The organism is Nocardia sp. NPDC055029, assembly GCF_053608525.1.
In genome coordinates this window covers 12,383-24,232 of record NZ_JBSGVQ010000029.1, presented here as the reverse complement: position 1 = coordinate 24,232, position 11,850 = coordinate 12,383, and the positions used below count along the sequence as shown (strand labels likewise).

At 68.6% G+C, this 11,850-nt stretch carries 12 protein-coding genes; 5 read left to right on the top strand and 7 right to left on the bottom strand.

All coding sequences use genetic code 11. From position 1 onward, the window contains the following. A complete protein-coding gene (locus ACWF9G_RS23240) occupies nucleotides 1-444 on the top strand; it encodes a hypothetical protein (protein WP_452517867.1) in 444 nt (147 codons plus the stop codon). Between the two features lies 1 nt (nucleotide 445). Here ACWF9G_RS23240 and ACWF9G_RS23235 read toward each other — a convergent pair whose 3' ends face one another. After that, nucleotides 446-1,189 carry a TetR/AcrR family transcriptional regulator gene (locus ACWF9G_RS23235; RefSeq protein ID WP_379309301.1) on the bottom strand — a complete coding sequence of 248 codons (744 nt, stop codon included), beginning with the start codon at nucleotides 1,187-1,189 and terminating at the stop codon, nucleotides 446-448. A 134-nt stretch (nucleotides 1,190-1,323) separates the two neighbouring features. Between ACWF9G_RS23235 and ACWF9G_RS23230 the strand changes: the two genes are divergently transcribed. Then, a complete protein-coding gene (locus tag ACWF9G_RS23230; RefSeq protein WP_452517864.1) occupies nucleotides 1,324-2,844 on the top strand; it encodes an MFS transporter in 1,521 nt (506 codons plus the stop codon). Between the two features lie 64 nt (nucleotides 2,845-2,908). On the opposite strand, the gene ACWF9G_RS23225 is transcribed toward ACWF9G_RS23230, so the two are convergent. The 3 genes from ACWF9G_RS23225 to ACWF9G_RS23215 form a co-directional block, all read right to left on the bottom strand. Then, the gene (locus tag ACWF9G_RS23225; protein ID WP_452517862.1) at nucleotides 2,909-3,280 is read right to left on the bottom strand and encodes a DUF1622 domain-containing protein; all 372 of its coding nucleotides are present in this window, start codon (nucleotides 3,278-3,280) and stop codon (nucleotides 2,909-2,911) included. Nucleotides 3,281-3,370: 90 nt separating this feature from the next. Continuing rightward, on the bottom strand, nucleotides 3,371-4,945 hold the full coding sequence (locus ACWF9G_RS23220) for a PH domain-containing protein (protein ID WP_452517928.1): 1,575 nt from the start codon (nucleotides 4,943-4,945) through the stop codon (nucleotides 3,371-3,373). Between the two features lie 47 nt (nucleotides 4,946-4,992). Next, nucleotides 4,993-5,493, bottom strand: a complete 501-nt coding sequence (locus ACWF9G_RS23215; protein ID WP_379310461.1) for a PH domain-containing protein — start codon at nucleotides 5,491-5,493, stop codon at nucleotides 4,993-4,995. A gap of 149 nt (nucleotides 5,494-5,642) precedes the next feature. On the opposite strand from ACWF9G_RS23215, the gene ACWF9G_RS23210 reads away from it, so the two are divergent. Then, the gene (locus ACWF9G_RS23210; RefSeq protein ID WP_452517861.1) at nucleotides 5,643-8,243 is read left to right on the top strand and encodes a bifunctional FO biosynthesis protein CofGH; all 2,601 of its coding nucleotides are present in this window, start codon (nucleotides 5,643-5,645) and stop codon (nucleotides 8,241-8,243) included. Between the two features lie 23 nt (nucleotides 8,244-8,266). Here the strand turns inward: ACWF9G_RS23210 and ACWF9G_RS23205 are convergent, their stop codons facing one another. From ACWF9G_RS23205 to ACWF9G_RS23195, 3 genes are read right to left on the bottom strand one after another with little or no spacing between them, the layout of a single operon-like run. After that, nucleotides 8,267-8,614, bottom strand: a complete 348-nt coding sequence (locus tag ACWF9G_RS23205; protein WP_452517859.1) for a thiocyanate hydrolase — start codon at nucleotides 8,612-8,614, stop codon at nucleotides 8,267-8,269. Continuing rightward, a complete protein-coding gene (scnC, locus tag ACWF9G_RS23200) occupies nucleotides 8,611-9,336 on the bottom strand; it encodes a thiocyanate hydrolase subunit gamma (protein ID WP_452517857.1) in 726 nt (241 codons plus the stop codon). The genes ACWF9G_RS23205 and scnC overlap by 4 nt, the downstream gene beginning before the upstream one ends. Further along, complete coding sequence (locus ACWF9G_RS23195) at nucleotides 9,333-10,169, bottom strand: SH3-like domain-containing protein (RefSeq protein WP_452517855.1); 837 nt, start codon at nucleotides 10,167-10,169, stop codon at nucleotides 9,333-9,335. Before ACWF9G_RS23195 ends, scnC begins: the two co-directional genes overlap by 4 nt. A gap of 196 nt (nucleotides 10,170-10,365) precedes the next feature. Here ACWF9G_RS23195 and fdxA point away from each other — a divergent pair, with 196 nt between their 5' ends. After that, nucleotides 10,366-10,689 (top strand): ferredoxin, encoded by a 324-nt coding sequence (gene fdxA / locus ACWF9G_RS23190; RefSeq protein WP_379028119.1) that lies wholly within the window; start codon nucleotides 10,366-10,368, stop codon nucleotides 10,687-10,689. Continuing rightward, nucleotides 10,686-11,777: a succinyldiaminopimelate transaminase gene (dapC, locus tag ACWF9G_RS23185; RefSeq protein ID WP_452517853.1), complete on the top strand. Its 1,092-nt coding sequence runs from the start codon at nucleotides 10,686-10,688 to the stop codon at nucleotides 11,775-11,777. The genes fdxA and dapC overlap by 4 nt, the downstream gene beginning before the upstream one ends. Nucleotides 11,778-11,850: the final 73 nt, after the last annotated feature.

The window sequence follows — 11,850 nt, the reverse complement described above, 5'->3', positions numbered from 1 at the left end:
ATGGTGACCGACTCCGATCAGCCCGCAGGCACCCCCACCGCTGTGCTGCGGTCCGTGCGCCTGCCCGCCCGGCTCGACCCGGTGATCTCGGGTCTGATCGTCGTACTGCTGCTCGCCGACGCGCTGATCACCCTGGCACTCGAGGTGCTGTTCCTGCCGCTCTATGTCGGCACCCTCGCGTTTCCGGTGGCCGCGCTGCTGGCGGCGCCGATCAATGTGGCCCTGGTCTACGGCATGGAATCGGTGACCGACCGGCTCGGCTTCACCTTCGCCCCGATCGTGGTGTGGGTCTTCGGATTCCTCGTCGCCTCCTCGCGCGGGCCCGGTGGTGACGTGCTGCTCGGCAGCGACGGACGCACCCTGCTCCTGCTGGCCTGCGGGGTGCTCGCGCCGCTCGCCTACCTCTACTACCGCGCGAATTTCGGTCTGTTCCGGTCGAGCTGAGTCAGCCGCGCCGGGTTTCGGCGCCGTCCAGGATCAGATCGATGGCCTGGGTGAACCTGCTGACCACCCCGGCCGCCGCTTCGGCCACGACCTGCGGACGCTGGTCGACGTAGCGCCGGTGCAGGCGTGGGTACTGCGTCGACGCCGCGGCGCTGGCGGCCATCACCCGGTCGACCCACTGCTGGGTGGGCAGCCCGCTGCGGGCGACGGTCATCACCATGGCCGCTTCGTTGGCGCTGGAGCCGACGATGAACTGGAAGACCGTGTTGGTGGTGACGTCGACGACCTCGTCGTCGAAGCCGCCCGCCTCCACGATGGCGAGCATCGAGTCGGTCAGCCGCATCATGTTGGGCCCCAGGTAGGTCAGGGCCGCGTTGCTCAGCACGATCGTGATCCACGGGTGCGTCAGCAGAGTCGCGCGCAGGGCGTCGGCCTGCTCGTGCATCGGTGCGCGCCAGTCCTGCGGGTCGGGCCGTGGGACCTTGACCTCGCCGATGACCTGGTCGACGACCAGTTCCAGTAGTTCGTCCTTGTTCGCGACGTGGGTGTAGAGCGAGGTCGCGCCCGCGCCGAGCCGCGCGCCGAGCTTGCGCATGCTCAGTGCGTCGAAGCCCTCGGCGTCGAGCAGGCTGATCGCCTCGGCCACGATCTGGTCCCGGCTGAGCGCGGGCTGGTCGCGCCGTTCGCGGGTGGGCCTGGTCCAGACCGATGCGATCTCGTTCGAGTTCGTGCTGGCCGCGGCCATCGCGTGCCTCCTCCGGTGGGTGATCACGTGCACTGTACGGACATCGTACAACGTTCCCCTTGCGAACATCGTACGCGTAGCCGTACAGTGTTCGACATGCCCGCACGGCGTGCGGAGAACTTCGAGAGGAGAGCATGATGCTCACAACGACTTCCGCGGACGAGAGGGTCCGCAATCCCCGCCGCTGGCTGATCCTGATCGTGCTGTGCCTGAGCTCGCTGGTGCTGATCGTGGACAACATGGTCCTCACCGTCGCCATCCCGCAGATCGCCACCGACCTCGGCGCGAGTTCCCAGCAGATCCAGTGGATCATCGACGCCTACCTGCTGGTGTTCGCCGGCCTGCTGCTCACCTCGGGCAGCCTGTCGGACCGGTTCGGCCGCAGGCTGGTGATGGTGATCGGCCTGGTGCTCTTCGGCGGCGCGTCACTGCTGGCCGCCTATGCGGGCAGCGCCGAGCTGCTGATCGCGGGCCGTGCGCTGATGGGCATCGGTGGCGTGCTGATCATGCCGAGCACCCTGTCGATCCTGATCACCGTCTTCGACGACGACGAGCGGCCCAAGGCCATCGGCGCGTGGAGCGCGGTGGCGACCGTCGGCATGGTCGGTGGTCCGGTCGTCGGCGGTGTGCTGCTCGATCACTTCTGGTGGGGTTCGGTGTTCGTGATGAACGTGCCGATCGCCGCGGTCGCCATCGTGGCCGCGCTGGCGCTGATGCCGGAATCGAAGGGCCCGTGGCGCAAGCCCGACTTCCCCGGCATGCTGACCTCGATCATCGGTATGACCGCGCTGGTGTGGACCATCATCTCGGTGCCGCACGCGGGCTGGACCGACCGCGGTGTGCTGACCGGCTTCGCCGTGACCGTGCTCGCCCTCGGCGCCTTCGTGATTCGTGAACTGCGCACCGATTCGCCGATGGTCCCGCTGCAGCTGTTCCGCAACCGCACCTTCACCGGCTCCAGTTTCTCGCTGGTCCTGGTGACCTTCGCCAACGGCGGCCTGGTGCTCGTGCTCACCCAGTACCTGCAGTTCGTCCTCGGCTACTCGCCGATGGAGACCGCCCTGGCCTTCACGCCGATGGCGATCACCCTGCTCGTCGCCAACGGCATCGGCGCGGTGCTGGTCGGCAAGCTGGGCGCGCGGATCGTCACCATCGCGGGTCTGGTCGTCGTCGCCGCGGGCTTCGCGGTGCTCGCGACGCTGGACGCCGGTGCGAGCTTCACCCTGCCCGCCGTCGCGATGGCGCTGCTCGGCGCCGGTGGCGGCCTGGCGATGCCCGCCGCGATCGGCGCGCTGATGAGCGCGGTGCCCGAGGATCACGCCGGCGTCGGGTCGGCGCTCAACGACACCATCCAGCAGGCGGGCGCCGCCCTCGGTGTCGCGGTGCTCGGCGCCGTGCTGGCCGGTACCTTCGCCGGCGCCATGCCGGATTCGGCGCCCGCCGCGGCCAAGGAGTCGATCGCGGGCGCGGTCGGCACCGGCGACGACACCGTCATCGGGCTGGCCAGGGACGCCTTCTGCACCGCCATGCAGGTCACCTTCGGTGTCGGCGCCCTCGCCTCGCTGGCCGCCGCGGTACTCGCGGTCATCCTGATGCGCGATACGAAAGCTGTCGCGGGTCAGGAAGAACCGTCGAAGGAAGCCGTCGCGGTCTGATTTCCGCGGTACACGCAACGGCCGGGAGTCATGGACTCCCGGCCGTTCGCCTGTGCCGGTCCGCTCACGGCGAGGCGACCGTCGATGGATCGGATTTCGGGTGCTGCCACGGCCACTGCCCGGTCAGTTCGAGCTGCAGCGAATAGCTGAGGAAGGTTCGCACCAGCACGATCATCGCCAGCACGCCGACGCTGGTGAAGCTCGGCGAGATGGCGACCGAGCGGATGATGTCGGCGGCGACCAGGAATTCCAGCCCGAGCAGGATGGCCCGGCCGAGCCCGCGCCGGTAGGTGCTGTACGCGCGGTCGAAGTCCCCGCGACCGGCCAGCTCCCGGACGAATCTGATCGTCCCGACCAGTCCGCCGATGACGATGGCGGCGACACCGGCCACGTCGAGCAACTTGCCCGCCGTTTCGATGACCTCGGTGAACTCCACGAACCGCCCTCCGTCCGCACCACAACACCTCTTAGGAGGCTACGCCGCGCCCACATCGGCAGCGGGCGGACACTCGGTGCGACCGGCGGATCAGCGCGCGCCGCGCAGGCCGGGCGTGACGGCGTCGATCAGCGCGACGGCCTGGGCGATGGGAATGTCGACGACCTGGTAGGCCTTCTTGCCCGCCGCCGTCGCGGCGACCACCGTGGCCAGGCCTGCCCTGCGCTGCCAGTAGGTCCGGCGGATGGTCCAGCCGATGATGCCGGGTGCCTCCAGGCAGTCGCGGTTGCGGTCGAGGCTGCCGCGGCGGGTGATCAGCCAGGTGGGTCCGGTGCTGCCGGGCAGGACACGGTGGCCGAGGTTGCGGTAGCGGTCCTCGGCGAGCACGGCGTTGGTGACGGCGAACACGGCGGGCACCGACCAGATCCAGGCGGGCAGCGGACCGGTGGTGACGGCGAGGACGATCAGCACGGCGACCAGCACGCCGATCGGCCACGCGGCCTTCGTATAGCGGCGGCGACGCGCGGCCGGACCGTGCTTGACCAGGTCGATCGTGCCCAGGGTGGTGCCGGTGATCGGTTGTGGCGCAGCGTGATTCGCATGCTTTGTCAGTGACGTCGGTGTGGCGGGGTGCGCCGATTCGGGCTGTTCCGGCTGCTCACCGCCGTTGTGCCCGCCCGGCTTGCGGCGGGTGCGGAGCAGTTCGTCGAGGGTGCGTTCGACGGCGGCGCGTGGCGCCTGGGGCAGGATCTTCTGGCGTGGATTCTCGCCGGTCATGATCATTTCCAGCTGCGCGGCCTTGGCGGCGCGCAGCAGCAGGGGATCGTTGAGTGTCGCGCCGCGGAAACGTGCCAGGTCGAGGGTGATCTGGCGGGTGGTGAACAGTCCGTGGCGCAGGTGCAGGGTGACGCCGTTGTCGATGACGCGCAGCCCGAACCAGGTGGCGAGGTACTGCGCGCACGCGGCGGCGCTCACCAGGATCACCGAGAGCAAGATCAGTCCGGAGATGACGATCGCCGCGATCGGTGCGCTCTCGTCGTCGATGTGTTGCACGGCGGACGATCTCGACACCACGTCGATGAGCCCGTACTGGGCGCCGATGCCCGCGATCGGCGCGACCACCGCGAGACCGGTCAGCGACAGCGGCGCGTAGCGCACCCACGCTGCCTTCCAGTGCCCGATCTCGATGCCCGCCTCGGCGGCGGTATCCGCAGGTGAGACATGATGCGCCATAGCGGAATCGGTCTGATCCGGCACGTATTGCCCGGTGTGCGCGAGCAGTTCGGCGCGCAGGGCGGGGATGCGGCTGATGTCGAGCGCGTCGAGCTTGAACTCCTCGCCCTTGTCGGTCTGCTTCCCGGTGCCGATGGCCAGCACCGCCAGACCCAGAATCCGGTGCAGCAGATCGGCTTCCACATCCACCGACCGGATCCGCGGCCGCGGCACCGACAGCGTGCGCCGCTGCACGATCCCGCTGCGCAACTGCACGTGATCGGCGTCGATGCGATAGGAGGTGGTGAACCAGCGGGCGACGCCGTACGCGGCGACCAGCGTCACCGGGATCAGCGTCCACAGCGGGTTGCCGCTGGTGGTGCCGACGATGACCGAGCCGAGCAGCACCGGAATGTATTTCATGATCTCGGTGACCGGATACACCAGCAGCATGCGCGGATCGAGCCGCTGCCAGTCGGTGAGCTGCGTCGCGGACTCGGTCACGTCGCGTCCCCGCGATGCTGGGCGGCGATGGCGGCCAGCCGGGCCACGGTCTGCTCGGCCGCGGGCAGATCGAGCGCGCTGATCTTCACCGCGCCCGCCGAGGACGCGGTGGTGACGGTGACGGTGGCCAGCCCCAGCATCCGTTCCAGCGGCCCGCGCTCGGTGTCGACGGTCTGCACCCGCGAGATCGGCGCGACCCGCGACTCCTGATCCAGCCACCCGACCCGCGTGTACACGGCCTCGTCGGTGACCTCCCACCGATGCACCGCGTACCGCCACAGCGGCACGACGACCACCCCGAGCACCGCGAGCGCGATGATCACCAACCCCGCCGCCACCTGCCATCCGCGCCGGTCCGCGTCGAGCAGCACCCACACCGCGAGCGCCACGCACAGGAACCCGATCCCGATCGCGTTCTCCAGCGCCCACAGCAGCTTGGCCTTGGAACTCGGACGCCAGGCCGGTTCGGCCAGAATGGTGGAGCGCGGCAGCGACATGGTGCCATGGTTTCATGCGGGGGCGGTGAGATCACCCCCTCGGGAATATGTGCGGTCGTGCGGAGGGTTGTCGTCCGACGAGGACGACCACCGCGTGCCCGCAGCGGGCCCGTGACCAGCCGACCGCACGTTCGGGAAAGAAGTAGCGCATGATCGACGGGGTGACCGAGCTTCCGAACCCGAGCGTTCCCCTACCGCCGCCTAGTCCCGCCGCGATGCGCCGGGCGCTGCGCCGGGCCCGCGACGGTGTCACCCTGAATGTCGACGAGGCCACCGTCCTGCTGCACGCCACCGGCGACGACCTCGCCGACCTGTGCGCGAGCGCGGTCAGGGTCCGTGATGCCGGCCTGGAATCGGCGGGCCGCCCCCGCACGATCAGCTACTCGCGCAATGTGTTCATCCCGCTCACCAAGCTGTGCCGGGACAAATGTCACTACTGCACGTTCGTCACCGTGCCGGGCAAGCTGCGCGCCGAGGGCCACGGCATGTTCCTCGAGCCCGACGAGGTGCTCGAGATCGCCAGGCAGGGCGCGGCGCTGGGCTGTAAGGAAGCCCTGTTCACCCTCGGTGACCGGCCGGAGGACCGCTGGCCGGAGGCCGCGCAGTGGCTCGACGAACGCGGCTACGACTCCACCCTGGACTACCTGCGCGCCGTCTCCATCCTCGTACTCGAGGAGACCGGCCTGCTGCCGCATCTGAACCCCGGTGTGATGAGCTGGGCCGAGATCGCCCGGCTCAAGCCGGTCGCGCAGTCGATGGGCATGATGCTCGAGACCACCTCGACGCGGCTGTTCACCGAGAAGGGCCAGTGCCACTACGGCAGTCCCGACAAGGACCCGGCGGTGCGGCTGCGCTCGATCACCGACGCGGGCAGGCTCTCGGTGCCCTACACCACCGGCATCCTGGTCGGCATCGGCGAGACGCTCACCGAGCGCGCCGAGTCGATCATGGCGATCCGCAAGCAGCACCGCGAGTTCGGGCACATCCAGGAAGTGATCGTGCAGAACTTCCGCGCCAAGGACGACACCGCCATGCGCGATGCCCCCGACGCCGATGTCGCCGAGTTCCTGGCGACCGTCGCGGTGACGAGACTGCTTCTCGGGCCGGATGTTCCGGTGCAGGCGCCGCCGAACCTGGTCTCGCACAGCGATTGCCGCGCCCTGATCGACGCGGGTATCGACGACTGGGGCGGGGTGTCGCCGGTGACGGTCGACCACGTGAACCCCGAGCGCCCGTGGCCGAACCTGGACACCCTGCGCGAGATCACCGAATCCGCCGGATTCACCCTGGTCGAGCGCACCTCCGCGCATCCGAAGTACGTGCGCGCCGGGCACCCGTGGATCGATCCGCGCATCGGCGCGCACGTCGCCGCGCTCACCGATCCGGCGACCGGCCTGGCCAGGCCCGACGCGCTGCCGGTCGGCCTGCCCTGGCAGGAACCCGACGAATCGTGGGACTCGGCGGGCCGCGTCGACCTCAACACCGCCATCGACACCGAGGGCCGTAATACCGACAGCCGCAGCGATTCCGGGCTCGGCCAGGAGGTCGTCGGCGCGTTCGGCGACTGGGAGACCATCCGCGAACACGCCCGCGACCTGGCCGTCACCGCGCCGGAGCGGCTCGATTCGGATGTGCTCGACGCCCTGCGCGCCGCCGAGAAGGACCCGGCCGGACTCACCGACGACCAGTATCTCGCGCTGGCCACCGCCGACGGTGTGAACATGGATGCCATTGCGGCACTGGCCGATTCACTGCGCCGCACCGTCAACGGCGACGACGTCACCTACGTGGTGAACCGGAACATCAACTTCACCAACATCTGCTACACCGGCTGCCGGTTCTGCGCGTTCGCCCAGCGCAAGGGCGACGCCGACGCCTTCACCCTCAGCACCGACGAGGTCGCCGACCGCGCCTGGGAGGCGCACGTCGACGGCGCCACCGAGATCTGCATGCAGGGCGGCATCGACCCCGAGCTGCCCGTCACCGGCTACGCCGATCTGGTCCGCGCGATCAAGGCCCGCGTCCCCTCGATGCACGTGCACGCGTTCAGCCCGATGGAGATCGTCAACGGCGCCTCCCGCGGCGGCCAGAGCATCCACGACTGGCTCTCGGCGCTGAAAGAGGCCGGGCTGGACTCCATCCCGGGCACCGCGGCCGAGATCCTCGACGACGAGGTCCGCTGGGTCCTCACCAAGGGCAAGCTGCCCACCTCGGCCTGGATCGAAGTGATCACCACCGCGCATCGGCTGGGCATCCCGTCCAGCTCGACGATGATGTACGGCCACGTCGACAACCCCAAGCACTGGGTGGGCCACCTGCGCGTCCTGCGTGGCATCCAGGACGAGACCGGCGGCTTCACCGAGTTCGTCCCGCTGCCGTTCGTCCACCAGAGCGCCCCGCTCTACCTGGCGGGCGCGGCCCGCCCCGGCCCGACCAATCGCGACAACCGCGCGGTCCACGCCCTGGCCCGCATCATGCTGCACGGCCGCATCGACAACATCCAGACCAGCTGGGTCAAGCTCGGCACCGTCGGCACCCAGATGATGCTCACCGGCGGCGCCAACGACCTCGGCGGCACCCTCATGGAGGAAACCATCTCTCGCATGGCCGGCTCCCAGCACGGCTCGGCCAAAACGGTCGCCGAACTCACCGAGATCGCCGCAGGCATCCACCGGCCCGTTCGCGAACGCACCACCGTCTACGGAACGGTGGAGGCGAAACCTGTGGCCCTGCCGCTGACCGTCAGTTAGCGGCGAAAGATCCGCGCCCGAGGTCAGGATTCGAGGCGGGCTCGGATGGTGTCGAGGCGTTCCTGGAGTTCGTGCTCGTCGATGATGCCGCGTGCCACCAAGGAATGCGCCAGGGCGACGAGCTGGTTCTCGGGGTAGGGCAGGCTGGCATAGAGGGTCGCCGAGAGCGCGTCCTCTTCGTCGCGCCTGCGCTGGAAATCCGGGATGTCGGCGCCGCATCGGGCGTGGTCCATGGCGTCGCAGATTCCGTCGAGGCTGGTCTTCCATGGCGGTACGGGGTTGCCCACACCGTATGCGGCGGCCATTCGCGGCCATACCTGGTTGCGTTCGACGATGGCTTTCAGCGGCTCGATGTCGTGGGGCGTACTCATCGCCCGCTCCCTTGCTCGGTGACCGGGTGGACGGCCGGGCGGGTAGCGGTGATCACGTTCGTGGTGACGCCAGGCTTGGGCAGGGCGACGCCGATCAGACAGTCGCGGGTGAGGATTTCGGTGAGCTGATCTTCGTCCCAGCCGTCGGTGCCGGCGGGGCGCAGGGGCATCACCATGAAGCGGTGCTTCTGGTTCGAGTCCTGCACGCGCACCGCCACGTCCTCGGGCAGGGTGAGCCCGAACTCGGACAGCACCTGGCGTGGCCAGCGGACCATGCGCCGCCGGTAGTTGGGCGTGCGATACCACTCGGGTGAGTTGCCGAGGATCGGTCGCGGATAGCACGAACACAGGGCGCACACGATCACGTTGTGCAAGGTCGGGGTGTCTTCGAGGATCGAGAACGCCGTGAAGTCGCTCGGTGTGCCGAAACCTGTCGGCTCCAGCCAGTCCACGCCGACTTCCTTGCTCGCGGTCATCGGTTCGGCGAGCGCGAGCGCCTTGAAGCCCGGATCGAGCCAGGACTTGGCTACCAGGCGCGCAGCGGGCGTCGGGCCGATCTGTTCGGCGAATTCGGTGAACCGCCGGTGTTCCTCGGCGGTGAAGATTCCCTTTTCGATGCACAGCTCGCGCAGTGCGATCTCCAGCACTTCGAAATCGGTGATCTCGTCGACCATCGGTGCGACGGTACGTTCGTGATCGTGATCGTGATCGTGGCCGGTCATGGAATCACCAGCCACCGTTCGGGGATCTCGGTGCGCAGTACGTCGGTGCCGATCCCGGTGTAGGCGTCCCACAGTCGCGACAGGGTGAACTCGACGACATAGAACCACTCGGGTTTCGCACCGTGCCGGTCCCACGTCTCGTCCTCGGGGGCCGGGCTTTCGTAGGCGAGCGCGGCGATCTCCCCGACCGCGCCGCGCACGTATTCCGGCGTGCGGGTGTAGAACAGCGCGGGCAGTTCCCGCACGAGCACCTGATCGCCGACCCGGAACCTCGCCTCGCCCGCACGACCCGCGAACACCTGCGGGTCGCCCTTGCCGACCGCGTCGATGTGATGGCTGTTGCGCTCGACCTGCGAGCCGTCCCCCGCGAACTTCGGCTCGGCCGTCGGCGTTCTCCCGGCCAGGCCGCCCTCGTAGCGCGCCTTGACCTCGAGCATCCGCTCACTCAGCTCGGTCAGCCCGATGTGCTGCTTCTCGGCCAGCACCCGGGCGACGGCGAGCAACCACCTGCCGTAGTACGGAAGGCCGAGGTACATGGTGCGTCCGAGGTCGACATTGCCGATCCGGCGCCGCTCCTCGGACAGCCAGATCCCCCGCCAGGCCAGCACCTCGCAGATCACATAGGTGTTGTGCTCCCACGTCTCGTACTGCTTGTTCTCGTAGGTGATGGGAGAATCGGGTTCACCGCCCACATCGTGATCGGTCTTGAGGTACGCCCACAGACGTGCGTGGTCGAGAAGGTCCGGAGCAGGCGCATCGGGAAGCTCGGGATAGGAGGATTTGAGCCGGGCAACCAGATCCAGCGCGGCCGCACGATCTTCCGCCGTACTCATGGCGAGTCCCTTCGTCGCACGGAGACAACGAGTTCCTTGCACCAAATCTAGGGCCCCATACTGCGAAGGTAAAGAGTGATCGGCTGATCGGGAGCGCGAGTTAGGGCAGGCTGACCTGGGACTGAGGCATGGTCTCGGGATAGGGTTTCGGGTGGCGGAGTACCACCGCAGGTGAGGACAGACTAGGAGAACGGCAGTGCCGTACATCATCGCTGAACCGTGCGTTGACGTGAAGGACAAGGCGTGCATCGAGGAATGCCCCGTGGATTGCATCTACGAGGGTGGTCGCATGCTGTACATCCAACCCGACGAGTGCGTTGACTGTGGTGCGTGTGAGCCGGTCTGCCCGGTGGAGGCGATCTTCTACGAGGACGACACCCCGGACCAGTGGAGCGGTTACATCAACGCCAACGTCGACTTCTTCGACGAGCTGGGTTCGCCCGGCGGCGCGACCAAGGTGGGGGTAGTCGATTTCGACCCGCCCTTCATCAAGGCGCTGCCCCCCATGGCAGAAGAATGAGGGTCAGCAGTCTGCTGCCCGATTTCCCCTGGGACACGATCGCCGCGGTCAAGGAGAAAGCGGCGGCGCATCCCGGTGGGCTTGTCGACCTTTCTGTCGGCACCCCGGTCGACCCGGTCGATCCGCTGATCCAGGCGGCCTTGAACTCGGTCGCCGTGGTGCCCGGCTACCCGACCACGCACGGCACCCCTGAGCTGCGCGCCGCCGCCGTCTCGGCGCTGGCCCGCCGGTTCGGTGTCACCGGCGTCGACGAGGCCGCCGTGCTGCCCGTGATCGGCACCAAGGAGCTCATCGCGGGGCTGCCGCGGCTGCTCGGCCTCGGCGCGAACGATCTGGTGGTGATCCCCGAGATCGCCTACCCGACCTACGAGGTCGGCGTGCTGCTGGCGGGCGCGAAGCCGTGGCGGGCGGACGGTCTCACCCAGATCGGCCCGCAGAACCCGGCGCTGATCTTCGTGAACTCGCCGTCGAACCCGACCGGCAAGGTGCTCGGCGTCGAGCACCTGCGCAAGGTGGTCGCGTTCGCTCGCGAGCGCGGCGCGATCGTCGCCTCCGACGAGTGCTACCTGGGTCTGACCTGGGAGGGTGAGGCCCTCTCGATCCTCGACCCGCGCGTCTGCGACGGCGACCACACCGGTCTGCTGGCGATCCACTCGCTGTCGAAGACCTCGAATCTGGCCAGCTACCGCGCCGGATTCGTCGCGGGCGACCCGGAACTGGTCGCCGAACTGCTCGAGGTGCGCAAGCACTCCGGCATGATGCTGCCGTTCCCGATCCAGGCCGCCATGACCGCCGCGCTGGGCGACGACGAACACGAGGCGAAGCAGCGCGAACGGTACCGCGCGCGCCGCGAAATCCTGCGAAAAGCGTTGCAGGAGGCTGGTTTCCGGATCGATCACTCCGACGCCGGGCTCTACCTGTGGGCTACCCGCCGTGAACCGTGCCGGGTCACCCTGGACTGGCTCGCCGAGCGTGGAATCCTCGCCGCCCCCGGCGATTTCTACGGTCCGCGCTCGCCCGAACATGTGCGCATCGCGCTCACCGCGACCGACGAACGGGTGGCCGCCGCGGCCGAACGACTGGTCTGATCCACCACTTCCGCAAACCCCGGGCACCGAGGTGCCCGGGGTTTCGTTTGTTCGAAACGGGTTTGTTTCACTG